This is a genomic window from Halobacteriovorax sp., from assembly GCF_041587335.1.
GTDB lineage: Bacteria > Bdellovibrionota > Bacteriovoracia > Bacteriovoracales > Bacteriovoracaceae > Halobacteriovorax.
In genome coordinates this window covers 12,719-27,092 of sequence record NZ_JBFGYP010000034.1, presented here as the reverse complement: position 1 = coordinate 27,092, position 14,374 = coordinate 12,719, and the positions used below count along the sequence as shown (strand labels likewise).

At 35.2% G+C, this 14,374-nt stretch carries 15 protein-coding genes; 9 read left to right on the top strand and 6 right to left on the bottom strand.

The window, feature by feature from the left end; translation table 11 throughout:
* A partial coding sequence (locus tag ABX784_RS07310) for a hypothetical protein (RefSeq protein WP_372654292.1) occupies nucleotides 1-746 on the bottom strand: 746 nt, incomplete at its 3' end.
* A gap of 173 nt (nucleotides 747-919) precedes the next feature.
* Here ABX784_RS07310 and ABX784_RS07305 point away from each other — a divergent pair.
* Nucleotides 920-1,069 (top strand): hypothetical protein, encoded by a 150-nt coding sequence (locus ABX784_RS07305; protein WP_372654290.1) that lies wholly within the window; start codon nucleotides 920-922, stop codon nucleotides 1,067-1,069.
* A gap of 32 nt (nucleotides 1,070-1,101) precedes the next feature.
* On the opposite strand, the gene ABX784_RS07300 is transcribed toward ABX784_RS07305, so the two are convergent.
* Complete coding sequence (locus ABX784_RS07300) at nucleotides 1,102-1,494, bottom strand: nucleoside triphosphate pyrophosphohydrolase family protein (protein ID WP_372654288.1); 393 nt, start codon at nucleotides 1,492-1,494, stop codon at nucleotides 1,102-1,104.
* A gap of 319 nt (nucleotides 1,495-1,813) precedes the next feature.
* Here ABX784_RS07300 and ABX784_RS07295 point away from each other — a divergent pair, with 319 nt between their 5' ends.
* Both ABX784_RS07295 and ABX784_RS07290 read left to right on the top strand, forming a co-directional pair.
* Nucleotides 1,814-2,560, top strand: a complete 747-nt coding sequence (locus tag ABX784_RS07295) for a slipin family protein (protein WP_372654286.1) — start codon at nucleotides 1,814-1,816, stop codon at nucleotides 2,558-2,560.
* The gene (locus tag ABX784_RS07290; protein WP_372654284.1) at nucleotides 2,557-3,108 is read left to right on the top strand and encodes a hypothetical protein; all 552 of its coding nucleotides are present in this window, start codon (nucleotides 2,557-2,559) and stop codon (nucleotides 3,106-3,108) included. The genes ABX784_RS07295 and ABX784_RS07290 overlap by 4 nt, the downstream gene beginning before the upstream one ends.
* Nucleotides 3,109-3,130: 22 nt before the next feature.
* Here the strand turns inward: ABX784_RS07290 and ABX784_RS07285 are convergent, their stop codons facing one another.
* Entirely contained in the window at nucleotides 3,131-3,547 is a 417-nt protein-coding gene (locus tag ABX784_RS07285) for a hypothetical protein (protein ID WP_372654282.1), read from the bottom strand.
* Nucleotides 3,548-3,725: 178 nt separating this feature from the next.
* Between ABX784_RS07285 and ABX784_RS07280 the strand changes: the two genes are divergently transcribed.
* The 3 genes from ABX784_RS07280 to paaZ all read left to right on the top strand — a co-directional run bounded on the left by ABX784_RS07280 (nucleotide 3,726) and on the right by paaZ (nucleotide 7,780).
* Nucleotides 3,726-4,559, top strand: coding sequence for a DUF4423 domain-containing protein (locus ABX784_RS07280; RefSeq protein ID WP_372654280.1), 834 nt, complete (start codon nucleotides 3,726-3,728; stop codon nucleotides 4,557-4,559).
* Nucleotides 4,560-4,721: 162 nt separating this feature from the next.
* Complete coding sequence (locus ABX784_RS07275; RefSeq protein ID WP_372654278.1) at nucleotides 4,722-5,624, top strand: ParB/RepB/Spo0J family partition protein; 903 nt, start codon at nucleotides 4,722-4,724, stop codon at nucleotides 5,622-5,624.
* A gap of 116 nt (nucleotides 5,625-5,740) precedes the next feature.
* The gene (gene paaZ, locus ABX784_RS07270; protein ID WP_372654277.1) at nucleotides 5,741-7,780 is read left to right on the top strand and encodes a phenylacetic acid degradation bifunctional protein PaaZ; all 2,040 of its coding nucleotides are present in this window, start codon (nucleotides 5,741-5,743) and stop codon (nucleotides 7,778-7,780) included.
* Nucleotides 7,781-7,825: 45 nt separating this feature from the next.
* Here the strand turns inward: paaZ and ABX784_RS07265 are convergent, their stop codons facing one another.
* The 3 genes from ABX784_RS07265 to ABX784_RS07255 form a co-directional block, all read right to left on the bottom strand.
* Nucleotides 7,826-9,037 (bottom strand): hypothetical protein, encoded by a 1,212-nt coding sequence (locus ABX784_RS07265; RefSeq protein WP_372654275.1) that lies wholly within the window; start codon nucleotides 9,035-9,037, stop codon nucleotides 7,826-7,828.
* Between the two features lie 177 nt (nucleotides 9,038-9,214).
* Entirely contained in the window at nucleotides 9,215-10,606 is a 1,392-nt protein-coding gene (locus ABX784_RS07260; RefSeq protein ID WP_372654273.1) for a sensor histidine kinase, read from the bottom strand.
* Between the two features lie 87 nt (nucleotides 10,607-10,693).
* Nucleotides 10,694-11,809, bottom strand: a complete 1,116-nt coding sequence (locus ABX784_RS07255) for a hypothetical protein (protein WP_372654271.1) — start codon at nucleotides 11,807-11,809, stop codon at nucleotides 10,694-10,696.
* 85 nt (nucleotides 11,810-11,894) lie between these two features.
* Here ABX784_RS07255 and ABX784_RS07250 point away from each other — a divergent pair, with 85 nt between their 5' ends.
* The 3 genes from ABX784_RS07250 (at nucleotide 11,895) to ABX784_RS07240 (ending at nucleotide 14,365) form a co-directional block, all read left to right on the top strand.
* The gene (locus ABX784_RS07250; protein WP_372654269.1) at nucleotides 11,895-12,320 is read left to right on the top strand and encodes a hypothetical protein; all 426 of its coding nucleotides are present in this window, start codon (nucleotides 11,895-11,897) and stop codon (nucleotides 12,318-12,320) included.
* A gap of 159 nt (nucleotides 12,321-12,479) precedes the next feature.
* Nucleotides 12,480-13,139 carry a GbsR/MarR family transcriptional regulator gene (locus tag ABX784_RS07245; RefSeq protein WP_372654268.1) on the top strand — a complete coding sequence of 220 codons (660 nt, stop codon included), beginning with the start codon at nucleotides 12,480-12,482 and terminating at the stop codon, nucleotides 13,137-13,139.
* Entirely contained in the window at nucleotides 13,136-14,365 is a 1,230-nt protein-coding gene (locus ABX784_RS07240; RefSeq protein ID WP_372654266.1) for a beta-ketoacyl synthase, read from the top strand. The genes ABX784_RS07245 and ABX784_RS07240 overlap by 4 nt, the downstream gene beginning before the upstream one ends.
* The last annotated feature ends 9 nt before the right edge of the window (nucleotides 14,366-14,374 follow it).

The following is a 14,374-nucleotide window of genomic DNA, read 5'->3' as shown; positions in this document are numbered from 1 at the left end:
ATATCGGCAACCGTTGTATATGAGCTTCCTTTGATAAGGGTTAACTTCTTTGGAATATTATCATTGTGTTCAATAGATATTCCCGCTCCGTAATCTACTCTATCCCCTATTGCTTCATCTTCATCTGTCTCTTCATCATCAGAACTACTTGCCCAAAGTTCCCACTTCTTTTCTTTTTTTGATTTCTTTTTCTTTTTATCTTTTGAAGTATTTTCAAGTAAGTTTCGTTTTACTTTAAAGTATTGAACATTAACGTTTTCACTATCATGGACATCAATACGAACAATTATATTATTATCCTCACCCTGTCCTCTATAGAAATATGTTCTTTTTTTATTATCTCTTATCTGAAGAGCATTTATATTCTCAATAGGTATTTCATTACTAATTAAAACTAGTGACTTCTCAAAATCAATCTCAAAGTCTTTTGAGATATTATTTGAATCATTAAAGCGTTCACATTCTATTTCATCAGTTAGAAAATCTTGGTTAAAAGTATAGTGATAGAGAGCATCAAACCCGGAGACTTTTTCTATAGTACGCAACTCAGGATTTTTCTCATCTTCATTCTCAGCCGTTTTTAAAATTATTTTATTAATCTCTGTGACAAGTGGAGACAAAGTGTCACATGAGACACAAACACCAGGGTCCAGCCTCTCTTCCTCTTCCAAAGGCATAATCTCAAAGCCTCCAGACTTTTTAATTTCTTTATATGTTTCGTATACCTCTCTGAGCTCACGTTTCAAACTCGACTCATTATCCACAGTCTGTCCAAAGCAATTTGAACCTAAAGAAAATATAAATATTAAGGAATAGAGATAGTTCAACATGTATACTTATCGGCTAGGTATACGTTATCTTTGAATCATTTCTTGCATATTCCACAGATATCATTTAAAAATAGTAAAAAGAGGAATTTATGACATTACCAAGAAAGAAATTATCCAACGTTTTTACTCTACTTATTGCCCTGAATAACCACGGAATTGTAAAGTTTGAAGATATACACTGGCTTAGATCAGAATTTGCTCAGTGGGCAAACTCACTTTTAAAAAAAGTAAGTCTATAGTTTGCGACCTCAGTTGAGGCCGCAGCAATTAATTAATTCATACTTTGTTTTTCAAGTATTTTTCTTTCAGTTTCAAGATCGCGATTCTCCGCTTTCTCTTCAGAAAACTTCTCACCATACCTAGCTTTTAGTTTTTCAATATTTCTCTCCATTACATCACTCATCTCTACACCTAGCTCGTCTGAAACAATTGCTAGATACCAAAATAAGTCACCCATCTCTTCAGCAAGATTTACTCTATCGAGCTCTTTTCCATAAAAGATATGCTTTTTTAAAGCATCTAGAAACTCTCCAGCTTCCGTAGACAGACCAATACCTGCATGAAGTAATCTCTTAACTCCATCGTTCTCAAGTCTTGAATTCATAGAGTCAAAGTCAGTTGACTCAGTTTTAATAGCTAATTTTACATATTCTTGTGTATTCATAAATCCCCCATTTATGCATAATTTCTCAATTAGAAACTAAAGAGTCAATACCCCGGAGGGTCCGGACACTTAGGATATTTTGGGAGGGAATTGTTTTGGTAGGCTTACTGGAAGATATTTTGAAATTTATACTCAGAGGTCTCTAAGTGTCCTTCTCAATTATCATCACACTATGCCTCCGCAAAGATGTCACAATTTTGTAAAGTTTAAGTCAAATCGAACAATATTTAAGTCGCAATGCAATGAGTACCTGATATCCTTGATGTCTGATTATATTGAGATAGAATAGTCACTAAATTAATATTTTTTGGAGTAAAAAATGAACATTATGCCATTTGTCCCATTTATTGTTATCTTACTTATTCTCTTATTTAATACGATCAAAATTTTGAACGAATATGAAAGGGCCGTAGTCTTTAGACTAGGAAGATTTTCAGGTGTTCGTGGTCCGGGTCTAATAATCTTAGTACCAGGTATTGAAAAGATGAGAAGAGTAGACCTTAGAACTGTTACAATGGATATCCCATCTCAAGATATTATCTCTAAAGATAACGTCACTCTTAAAGTGAATGGTGTTGTATACTTCAGAGTTAACAATCCAGAAAAAGCAATTATTGCTGTTGAAGATAGCCTACAGGCCACAGCGCAAATCTCTCAAACAACTCTTAGATCTGTTATCGGTCAATTTGAACTTGATGAAATACTTTCTCAAAGAGAGGAAATTAATCAAAGACTACAAGCAATTCTTGATGATCAAACAGAGCCTTGGGGGATTAAAGTATCTGCCGTAGAGGTAAAAGCAATTGATCTACCTATTGAAATGCAAAGAGCAATGGCAAAACAAGCAGAGGCAGAAAGAGATAAAAGAGCAAAAGTTATCTCTGCTGATGGAGAGCTACAGGCCTCAAAGAAACTAGCAGAAGCAGCTGAAATACTTGGTAGCCAAAAAGATGCAATAACTCTTAGATACCTAGATACAATGAGAGAGATCTCAAGTGGAGATGGTAAGACAACTACATTCTTCCCACTACCTGTAGATTTCTTAAATATGCTTACTAAGAAATGATACACAAGCTCGTACCTTTCTTAAGACACAATGACTCGCTAGAAATTCTAGCGAGTGCTTTTTTAAATGAAACTTCTCTTATTCTAAATTATAAGCTCCAGGGAAACCTAAACTCCATAAAACTTCCAAAGAAAAACGAGTTAAAACGAGAGATAGGTCTCTGGGAAACGACTTGTTTTGAATTCTTCTTACTAAATGATTTTGATAAGTCATACTATGAGTTTAACTTCTCACCTTCTGGTAAGTGGAATTGCTTCTTTTTTAAAAATCAAGGAGACCCTCTAAAAGAGGCCGAGTGTAGAGTAAATAATTTTGAATGCATTACAGAGGAAAATAATTTTGAAATGCGTATAGAGTTAGATATGACATCACTAGGCCAATCATTTAGAAGAGTAGATGAATTTAAAATGAATTTAACAACTGTAATTGATTCTGACTCTCTGTCTTATTGGGCACTAGAGCACGGAAAAGAAAGACCTAATTTTCACGATTTTAAATATTACGCAAAAATAAAAAAGTCAGGTAACAAGCCGAAACTTGTTACCTGACACCCACACACTACACATCTTACTACTGGCACAACCCAGTAGCAGAAGAAATATCTATTTTCATTAATTCTTTAAAACTTGGATTCGAACTCGTCTCAATTAAAACATCTACTGTTTCAAAAGCATCTTCTTCATTAACAGCATCAAAGTTTCTAAATTCGAACGAAATATAAATCTTCGTATCAAAAGAAGTTTTTGAGTTTTCTGGAACGTGTACAAAACTTGTAACAGAATCAGTCATAAGAATATCTAGACGTTGATCTATTGCCTCAGCTTCTCCACCGAAACATCTATTTAAAATAGTCTTACTTATAAGTCTTTCCATTCTATTATCAAATTTCCCTGCCAAATCATCATTCAAATAACGGTAAACAACTTGTGTATCCGCCATTACAGAAACGACCGTAAGCAAGCAAATAATTGATAAAAACTTCTTCATAAAACAATCTCCAAATTTTTTTAATTTGTTGTAGGCCTTTCTAGAATGTTTATTTTCCTTTTTCAATTGCTTGAAACTAAACGTGTCAAGTTTTCCTGCGCAAACTTTGTGAAACATTCGCAAAAAGTGCGAATTTTATTTAAGCTTTATACGAAAAGAACGATAAGCTTATAGAATTATGGAAAAAGAAAAGAAATTAAATATATTCGAGTACGCTGACTATCGTGAATTCCTTAAGGACTTTAACGAAATGAAGAAGCGTGTAAATCCTTCATGGTCATTTGGTCTGTGGGCTTCAAAGCTTGGGCTCAATAGTATCTCCTCTATAACAATGATCATAAATGGACAAAGACATGCAGGAAAAAAAATTCAGGCCTCTTTGATAAAATATTTCGATTTCAATTCTAAAGAAACCTATTACTTTGAAGAGCTCGTTAAAATAGCTAAAAGTAGTAAGAATGATCCAAGCTTAACAATACTGATGCTTGAACAAAATGAAGACCTCAAAAGCTTAAGAGAAGAAAATACTGAGCAAGTAGATCTCTTCTTCAACTGGAAGGCCCACTGTGTGAAAGAGCTCACTCAAATAACTGACTTCATACCAGATGGAGCTTGGGTAGAGAAAAGAACAAATGGTCTAATTAAAGAAGAGGAAGCAAATAAGCTTCTTAGCGCTTTATTAAAAAACAACTTTATTGAAAAATGCAATATTAATGGAAAAGAAACTCTAGCTGCTGTCGGGGCCATACATCCAACAAAAGAAGTTACAATGGATGCCGCTAAGGCCTACCACAAAGGTCTAATGGATAACTCTTATGAAGCGATTAATACGCATAAGGATAAGAGGTCATTAAATGCTACGACTCTATCAGTACTAAAAGAAGATATTCCAAAAGCTAAAGAAATCATTAGAGAATTTCAAATGCATTTCTCCGAAGAAATTGAAAAGAATCCTGCCGATGAAGTCTATCAGCTCAATATTCAGTTTTTCCCACTTACTAATAAAGACTAACAAAATCCTTAGCAACTAAAATGAGTTTAGTAACATAATTTCCTAAACTTAACGCACTACTAAATTCTAGAATAAACAATTCTGCAAGTTTTCCGTGACGTAATCCGACTTCTCTGGTCAAATATTTTACCACACAATAACATATTTTCTCGGAGACTAACTATGGACCTGATGCCAATCAATGACATCATCGTAAATAATAAATACTTAAGAACTAATACTAATGTAGATAACTTAATTGAGAGTATTGAAAATATAGGTCTTATAAGCCCACTTATTATTAACTTAGAAAATAAGTTAATCGCAGGTGGACGTCGCTACTCTGCTTTGAAAAAAATGGGAAGAGAAGAAGTTGCGGTAATCAAAGTAGATGAAGGTGACCTGAAAGAAGAATTAATTTCAATTGATGAGAATCTAGTTAGAAAAAATCTTACAGATCTAGAGTTTGAAAACTGCCTAAATAGAGGAAAGGAGATTTACGAAAAATTAAATCCAAGCTTGAAAGAAGAAATAACAATTAAAGACCTTGCGAGACCTTCAAAGAAAAAGGCAGTAGAAGAAGACTTAAACGAAGAGCTAAGCGCGGCTGTTGAACAAGCAGAAATTAGAACATTTGTTAAAGACACTGCTGATAAAACAGGTCTAAGCGAAAGAGCAATTAAGGCCGCTATCCTTAGAGATAGAGATTCTTCAAATAGCGTAAAAAATGCAAGACTAAATGGTGAGCTAGGAGCTACTCAGGCAAATGAACTAATCAAGCTTCCTCAAGAAGTTCAGGAAGAAATCCTACCTTTCATTAGAGAGAAAGCTGCCAATGTAGTTAAAGACCTAGTGAAAGAAGTTCAAAATGTTGGAGCAAAAGAAGCTATTGAAAAAGTCTTAGCAAAAGATCCACTAATCACAGACTTTAAAGCAATCAAGAACACTACAAAGAGACTTAACAGAACTCTTATCAAAGTTATTACAGAGAATAGATCTGTAGAGGGTAAAGAGAGAGAAGATGCTATGAAAGAGCTTATTTCTCTAAAATCATCTATCGATGAATTAATCGAATTCTACCAATAATAAATATATGCCCTAAGTAACTGATACTTAGGGCCATTTGACGCATACTTTCTAGTCACACTCCTCGCATTTTTATACACTCCCCTTAAATATTTAAATCAATACGAAGGATATATATGAAGTTACAAAGCTACGCTCAAGGACAATGGATTGAAGGAAAAACCGATGGTGCGAACTTATTAGATGCATCTAACGGTAAACTGATTGGTACGGCATGCTCTAAAGGTTTAGACTTTGGAGAGATGCTAGACTTCGGAAGAAGAATTGGTAACAAGAATCTTCGCTCTATGACATTTCACGAGAGAGCAAGGGCACTTAAAGCACTAGCTCTTCACCTACTTGAACATAAGGATAAGTTTTATCAAGTATCATTCATGACTGGGGCAACGAAAGTTGATAGCTGGATTGATATCGAAGGTGGAATTGGAAACCTATTTGTTTATTCATCAAAAGGTAGAAGAGAGCTTCCAAATGAAAAGTTTCTAGTTGACGGTGCGCCTGAGCACTTAAGTAAGGGTGGAACTTTCCTTGGTCACCATATATGGACACCAAAGAGAGGCTGCGCGGTTCATATTAATGCTTTTAACTTCCCTGTTTGGGGAATGCTAGAAAAGATAGCGGTAAACATTCTTGCGGGAATGCCTGCAATTGTAAAACCAGCCACAGCGACAAGCTATTTAACAGAAGTCGTTTTCAGAGAGATTATTGCTTCAAATATACTTCCAGAAGGTTCATTGCAATTAATCTCAGGAAGCGCGTCTGGAATTTTAGATCATGCAACGTCTCAAGATGTCATTACATTCACAGGTTCTGCATCAACAGGAAAAATGCTTAAGTCACATAAGAATATTTTAGAAAATAACATTCCATTTAACATGGAAGCCGATTCTTTAAATGCATCAATACTTGGCCCTGATGCCAAGGTTGGAACAGAAGAGTTTGATTTATTTGTAAAAGAAGTATCTAGAGAAATGACTGTTAAAGCTGGTCAAAAGTGTACGGCCATCAGAAGAATTATTATTCCTAGAGATAGTGTGGAAGATGTACAAAAAGCTCTAATTGCCAGACTAGAAAAAATAACGATTGGTGATCCTAGAGAGAAAGATGTTCGCATGGGACCTCTTGCTAGTATCTCTCAAAAAGAAGAAGTTCTATCGAAAATAGAAGAACTAAGAAAAGATAGTGAACTTATATACGGTGGTGGACTTCCACAAAGTATCATAGGTGGTGACATGGAGAAGGGAGCGTTTGTTTCTCCAACTCTCCTACTATGTAACACTCCAATGACAACAAGCTCAGTACATAATATTGAGGCCTTTGGTCCAGTGAGTACTATTCTACCATATGACTCAACTGAAGAGGCCATTGAGTTAAGTCACAAGGGCGAAGGTTCTCTAGTAAGTTCTATCGTAACTAACGATAATGCTTTTGCGACAGAGATGGTTCTTGAGACTGCTTCCAGCCATGGAAGAGTACTCGTACTCAACAGACATTGTGCTAAAGAGTCGACAGGTCATGGATCTCCAATGCCTCAACTCGTTCACGGTGGACCAGGTAGAGCTGGTGGTGGTGAAGAGATGGGTGGTATTAGAGGTGTAAACCACTATATGCAAAGAACTGCAATCCAAGGTCACCCAACAACTTTAACTGCAATAACAAACGTATTTCAGCCAGGAAGTGAATTAAATGAATCAAAGATTCATCCTTTCAGAAAACATTTTGAGGAAGTTCAAATTGGAGATACTTTAACAACTCACAAAAGAACGGTAACAGAAACAGATATTGTTAACTTTGCAAATGTTAGTTGGGATCACTTCTACGCTCACACTGATGATACTTCACTAGAGGGAACTATCTTTGAAAGAAGGTGTGCTCATGGGTACTTTGTCATTTCAGCAGCAGCCGGACTATTTGTAGATCCAGGTAAAGGACCTGTACTTGCAAACTACGGTCTAGACGAACTTAGATTTACTAAGCCAGTATATGTTGGATCAACAATTCAGGTTCAGCTGACATGTAAAGAGAAGATTGATCAAGAAGCAAGAGAAGGTGAAGATCCTCGTGGTGTTGTGAAATGGCAGGTAAATGTCATAGATGAGACAGGAGAAACTGTTGCACTAGCAACGATTCTTACTTTAGTTGCAAAATTAAAATAGTAAAACAAGTGATATTTCCCGCTCATCTAGAGCGGGCGATATTTATTAAAATGTAAGTTCTAAACCAAAATCAATCCTATCTTCGTTAAACTGATATCTATTCGTACTATATTCTATTTCTTTCTTACCAATCTTCAGTCTTAGCTCACTACTATCATGTAAGAAACTTAAAGGTCTCTTCTTATGATAAGATGCCCCATAGAATTCTTCTGTAATAGAAGTATTAGATCCAAGAGTCCATTTTTCATATTCATAAGTCATTTTATAATTATCTTCAAAAGATACGCTAAAATCAAACTTTGTTCCAAGTGAGAAACCTCTTACTTCCTCATCGATAGAGCCAAACTTCATTGACTCATAAGCAACTCCAACACCTGCATTCACATCAAATTTGATTTGCTCATTGAGGTTATAAATCAATCCATAACTCGCTTGCCATGAACTTGCTTTTAATCTAACAATATCTAAGAGTTTATTATTGTCGTAGCTTAGATACTCCTGAGAAGTTTTAATTTGCCACTTTAAGTCCTGATCTCCACCTAGGTAGAGATATATATTATCAACGATAAGGTTTAACTCTTTCTTTAAAAGATCAAATTCGACAACAGGAACAGCTTCGATATCACTATTCTTGTCAATGAGAGGGATCATTATATTTGTATTAAACCACTTATAGACCTTTTCAGATTCTAATCCGTAGCCCTTAGCGATCTGCTCTTCATTTAAACTATATTTAAAGGCGACAACATTATAATCCTTACCTTCAATTTCTATTTTTCCAGGACTCACAGTAAAGTCATTCATAACTGTATAACCATCGCCAGAAGACTCTAATTCGGCCCAGCCTTCAACAAAACTTGCGTGATGTCCCTCTGCTAAATAAGAAAGCCCAACAGTTGGTAGATAAAGAGGCCCAAGAACGGCACTTGCAACAGAGTGACCGCCTTCGTGGTCATGTGCGTATCCTCCAACTTGAAATAAACCTAATGAATATGCCCCACTAAAAAATGGAGGTGGATTCTCAATCCCCATTTGGACAACTTCAGTTTCCTCATTATTATGAACCTTAAGTAAGGCACCATCTGAATCAAAAATCATATACCAAAGAATATGTGTTGCACCTATAACAGTTTGAACAGCACCAACGGTTGCATTATCAAATAAGTGAACTACTTTCTTAGCAGTGTTACTTTTTTGATCAGCAAAGGAATTTAAAGGTAGCATTGCTACTAGTAGTGATAGTATTAGATACTTCATAGTTCTCCCAATTGTATTTACATATTAAGAGAGCAAAAAATATGCCAGATAGAGTTCGTAATTTTAGATAGTTATAAATAAGAAAAAAAAGAAATGCAGTACATGTGCATAAAGAATGATCAAAATGTATCTTTCTATATGAGCTTTTTAACTCAACAGCGAGAGGCCTAAGATGGCTTAAGCTGCACTAGAGCCCAACTTTATATTAGGTCTTGGAAGTTTAATAATAAACTCTGTAGTGACACTATTATCTAAGTAGATTTGTCCTTTGTGATTTTTAACTATTGAGGCAGAAATACTAAGGCCGAGACCAGTTCCGTGTGCTCCATCTTTAGTAGTGAAGAATGGATCGAAGATTTTCTTTTTTAACTCGTCATTAATTCCTAACCCACTATCTTCAACACTAATGTAGACAAACTCGTCATCTTGTTTTGTCTCTATCTTGATCCAAGAGTGAATCAAGTCACTTCTTTCAAGTTCATCGAACGCATTGTTTAATAAATTTAACAATACTTGTGAAATTTCAACAGAGCGAGCATTTATATACACACTTTCTTTTCCATCAAAAACAACATTTAAATCAATACCACTAGACTTAAATCGCTCACTACAAAAACTTAAAGTATCATTAACAATATCTTCGACATTAGTAAGAGTCATATCGGCCTCTCCACTATTTTTTGAAAATACTTTTAATCCTTGAACCATTTTATCAATTCTCTTAGATGTGCTATAAATTCTTTCTGCATAGTGCTCTATCTTATCCTCGTCTAGCTCATTGCGCTCAATAGACTTCATGAGTTTTCCAGAGAATCCTTGTATAATTGTTAGTGGATTATTAATCTCGTGAGCAAGTCCAGCGGCCATCTCACCTAAGCTTGCCATCTTAGAGTTATGAGAGGATTTAACTTTTTCTAAATCAAGCTCTTTCAATGCAATAGCTCTTTCTTTTGAATTTTTCTTATATGAAATATAGACCTTCATCCACACCATTGTAATAAGAACAAAAGTTATAGCAGAAAATATTACACCAATTTGCACAGATCTCACTTGTTCCGTAAGAAACTCATCACGCTTTGAACTAAGTTTTTCGGCCACACTTTGAATAATATTATTAAACTCTAATTGTGCTGACTTATAATTACTGCTAGAAAGAATAGAAAGTGCTTCATCTTTCTTTCCTTGTTTTGCTAAATTAATAACTTCGGACTCTAATGAGAAGAGCTCATCACGACGAAAGTCCTTAATAAACTCATATTGAATGTTTGAAGAGTCTAGAGTGTAGATATAGTTTTTAAAGTTAAACATTAGCGAATCTTTATCTTTTTGATAATCTTCTAGAGAGGATAAATTATAATCATAAATTAAATATTTAGACTTGCTAGTAAGAGAATCCCCTAGCCTTACATTGATAGCATTCATTTCTAACAATGGTAGGTGCACTTTATTAATTGACTCAAATTGAGAAGACATTTTGATAGTTAATGTGAGTATAGCAACCAGATAGGCCATGCTTATCAGCACTGCAAATATAATCAGCTTCTTTGGTAATAAATCACTTTGATTCATACTCTCTCCATTTAACATACTTTTACTATCGGATATTAGCAGAAAAATGTTTAGAGAAAGGTCTAAATAAAAACTAAATAACTGAAATTAAAAGACAAAATCTATAGCAGTTTCAAAGATATTTACATCTTTTTTGCCCGGATTACTGGAGAAAAAGGTAACCCCATCTGGTGAAACAGTCTTATTCTGAACCTTCAGTACTATATTTGAATTTACGTGATAATTTAAACCTATTGTTTTTGATTTTTGTCTTCCACTATAGAATGAAATTCCAGAGTCTACTTTGGTATGTTGAGAATGAGTAAAATTAAGAAGAATCTTTCTATCTAAGAAGTAATATCCTGCAAGAATATAATACGCTTGATTTTCTTTTAATATACTGGAAGAACTCTCCCACTTTGCAAACTCAGTCATAATTAGAGAGTTCAAATACTCACTCTTTAATCCAACAGAGATGAAATCTGTACTTCCAAGGTTTAAATTTGTTCTTGTATTTGTGACTATAGAGGTTCCTGGTGTAGAGCTATTTGATATCGCATCTGTATATACATTGGCAGCAAAATGACCTCTCAAGTAAGAAGCCCTTAGTGATAGAAACTTATACCCCAAAGAAATACTAGACCCAATAGCATTATTTAATCGACCCTTGATAGACGAAGCACCATCAGTAAGCACATTACTAGTTCCTGTATAAATATCAACTTCACTCATAAATGAGTTGTGAAGAATTTTATATGTAGCGCTTACTCCATTTAATTCTTCTAACGGTAGACTTGCATAGACTTCATCTGGTGGACGAACCCAAGGAATAAGAGCTCCAACTTCATAATACTCTGATATCATCCAGAGGGGCATTCTTACTCTCCCAGCTCTCATTGAGAGATCAGCGATAGGGTCCCAACTGATTTGCAATATATCAACCCGTGGAGACAGCTCACCATCAGCATCTGGCTTTGCAATAAACTGAAGAGTGAAGTCCCAGCGAGGATCAAAACGCTTATTAAGAGTCAGTCCCGCACGACTTCCTGAATTGAAGTTATTCTCATCTTTCACCCTTCCGTCAAAAGCAATATAAGGAACTTCGCTTGAGCTTCTTGAGTAAGAAAATGTACCAAAACCATTTAAGTTAATTTTATTAAAATCAAACTGAGCAAGAGTATTGAAAGATAAAATAAATGAAAAAATACATATTATGTAAGTCATATAATCCTAAATTAAGTGTGTACTAAATAATATTAGCTGCTATCATGGAATTCTACAAATAATAAATATTGGAAACTATTGCAAAATGAACCGTACGCTTTTAATTATTCTTACCGCAGTTCTTACATCTCAAAGTCTAATTGCAGCAGAGTATCTAATTGTTAGCAAAAAGAACGCAGAGGCCCAAACTATTGATAAAGATATAGTTAGAGATATATATCTTGGTAGTAAACTCTTTTGGAAAGACGGGTCGAGAATTCATCCAGTACACTTACCTATAACAGATAAGACCTTTAATCACTTTGTTGAAGAAGTAATACAAATGGACACTAGTCAGTTTCTTTCTTACTGGCGTAGGAAGTTGTTTTCAGGAAGAGCACATCCTCCAAAGCAAATCAAAAAAATAGAAGAAATAATAAAGTTCGTTGAAGACCACCCAGACTCAATAGCAATTCTGCCACTCTCTCCGAAAAATATTTCAGAACACATCACAGTTATAGAGCTAGATTAACCTTACTTAACTCATACAAAAACAACGCACCACTGCATCAAAAAAGGTGTTTCGTGCTCCGGTATTCATTGACGAAATGAGCAGCGAGAATTAGTCTTATATTTCTAAAATTATATATATTACATATTTGTAATATATAAATATTTACAGGAACTTATAATGGAAAATGGTCAAATAATTGAGCAAACCTTGCTAGATGAGCTCCCAGCTTTTGAGAACTTTCTTAATAGGATCGGTTTTAAAAGAATTGAGGGTTCAGTTTATGGACTTCTAGTTCTTTCTCCTAGCCCACTGACAAGTGTAGAGATTGAAAATACACTACAACTTTCTCAGCCTGCTGTATCTAATGCGTTAAAAGTTCTCACTCATTATGGAGCAGTTGTATCAAGAGACAGTAAAAGAGAAGACCTTGATAGGCGTATAAAAGTACACACTGTAAAAGAAGACAGCCTATCTATTGTTGCAAGTGTATTCAGAAAAAGAGAGCAAGAAACTATCCAAGACTTTAAACAGATGGCCATAAGACTAGAGAAAATCTCAAGAGATCTTTCAACAGAGAATGACCCAAGAAATAAGCGCTTAAAGTCGATCGTATCAACTTGCGAGATAGCAGAGAGTGTAATTAGCTTTGTTGTTGAATTAACAAAGAGCAAGTTGCCAGAAGAGTATCCACAAGTGATAAATCAACTGCCAAGGACCCTTCAATTATTAACAAGCGGAGTTGTACCAATGGCAAATTTAACAGATCAAGTAAAGAAAAGTTTAACTAGTAAATTAAAAGGTGGTCTTGAGAGGCTATCGGGAGAAGTGACAAAATGAAACATAGAATTGTCATCACAGGTATCGGCTTAACAGCACCAAACGGTAATAACTTAGAAGAGTTTAGAACAGCTCTTCTCGAAGGTAGATCAGGAATTACTCATACTGAAGTTAGGCACATGGGAATTAAGGCGGCAGGTTTGTGTGACTTTGATGAATCAAAGTATCAATCAAGAAAGACAAGAAAACGAGGAACAAGAGTTGGAGCAATCTCAATTTATTGCGCTAATGAATCGATAATTAACTCAAAGCTTGACTGGGAAAATATTGATAAAGATAGAGTCGGTGTATATTTAGGGATCACTGAGCACGGTAATGTTGAAACTGAAAATGAGATTCATGACCTTTATCAAAACGACTTAAATACTGAGTTCTGGTCACATCATCATAACCCTAGAACAGTTGCAAATAATCCTGCCGGGGAAGTTACTCTTAATTTAAGTATTACTGGACCTCACTACACTATTGGCGCTGCATGTGCTGCTGGTAACCTCGGAATTATTCAGGCATGTCAAATGCTTCAACTAGAAGAAGTAGATGTAGCACTTGCTGGTGGAGTTAGTGAATCACCACAAACTTTTGGTATCTTTGCAGCATTTGCAGCTCAAGGCGCCCTTGGAGAGCACGAAGACCCTACTCTAGCTACACGTCCTCTAGATATCGATAGAAATGGAATTGTTATCTCTGAAGGTGGGGCAATCTATACTCTTGAGAGATTAGAAGATGCTAAAAAGAGAAACGCTGACATTATAGCAGAAGTAGTGGGGTTTCATTCAAATAGTGATGCAAGTGACTTTGTATTACCAAACACAGAAAGACAGATTCAATGCATGAATAAAGCGATTGAAAAAGCAGGACTAAAAGTAGACGAAATCGACGTTGTTAGCCTTCATGCTACGGGAACAAAGATGGGAGATATTCAAGAGTGTGAAGCTGTAAGCCAAGTTTTTGGTTATAGTGAAAATACTTATATCAACTGCGCAAAGGGTTTCATAGGACATGCTATGGGAGCAGCAGGAGCACTTGAGCTTGCAGGAAATATCCCAAGCTTTAAAGATGGCTTCATACACCCATGTAAGAAAATAGAAAATATAGATCCAAAGTGTGACTTAAAGAATTTAGTTAATGGTGAAAAAGTTGAAAAAGAAGTCAACTACATCCTTAACAACTCTTTTGGAATGCTTGGAATAAACTCATCATTAATAGTTAAAAAATATACCCATTAGGAGGATCAC

What these genes read in the sequence shown, in the direction of transcription:
- ABX784_RS07305 (WP_372654290.1), top strand. Translation starts at nt 920, where the DNA reads ATGACATTACCAAGAAAGAAATTATCCAACGTTTTTACTCTACTTATT.
- ABX784_RS07300 (WP_372654288.1), bottom strand. Translation starts at nt 1,494, where the DNA reads ATGAATACACAAGAATATGTAAAATTAGCTATTAAAACTGAGTCAACT.
- ABX784_RS07295 (WP_372654286.1), top strand. Translation starts at nt 1,814, where the DNA reads ATGAACATTATGCCATTTGTCCCATTTATTGTTATCTTACTTATTCTC.
- ABX784_RS07290 (WP_372654284.1), top strand. Translation starts at nt 2,557, where the DNA reads ATGATACACAAGCTCGTACCTTTCTTAAGACACAATGACTCGCTAGAA.
- ABX784_RS07285 (WP_372654282.1), bottom strand. Translation starts at nt 3,547, where the DNA reads ATGAAGAAGTTTTTATCAATTATTTGCTTGCTTACGGTCGTTTCTGTA.
- ABX784_RS07280 (WP_372654280.1), top strand. Translation starts at nt 3,726, where the DNA reads ATGGAAAAAGAAAAGAAATTAAATATATTCGAGTACGCTGACTATCGT.
- ABX784_RS07275 (WP_372654278.1), top strand. Translation starts at nt 4,722, where the DNA reads ATGGACCTGATGCCAATCAATGACATCATCGTAAATAATAAATACTTA.
- paaZ (WP_372654277.1), top strand. Translation starts at nt 5,741, where the DNA reads ATGAAGTTACAAAGCTACGCTCAAGGACAATGGATTGAAGGAAAAACC.
- ABX784_RS07265 (WP_372654275.1), bottom strand. Translation starts at nt 9,037, where the DNA reads ATGAAGTATCTAATACTATCACTACTAGTAGCAATGCTACCTTTAAAT.
- ABX784_RS07260 (WP_372654273.1), bottom strand. Translation starts at nt 10,606, where the DNA reads ATGAATCAAAGTGATTTATTACCAAAGAAGCTGATTATATTTGCAGTG.
- ABX784_RS07255 (WP_372654271.1), bottom strand. Translation starts at nt 11,809, where the DNA reads ATGACTTACATAATATGTATTTTTTCATTTATTTTATCTTTCAATACT.
- ABX784_RS07250 (WP_372654269.1), top strand. Translation starts at nt 11,895, where the DNA reads ATGAACCGTACGCTTTTAATTATTCTTACCGCAGTTCTTACATCTCAA.
- ABX784_RS07245 (WP_372654268.1), top strand. Translation starts at nt 12,480, where the DNA reads ATGGAAAATGGTCAAATAATTGAGCAAACCTTGCTAGATGAGCTCCCA.
- ABX784_RS07240 (WP_372654266.1), top strand. Translation starts at nt 13,136, where the DNA reads ATGAAACATAGAATTGTCATCACAGGTATCGGCTTAACAGCACCAAAC.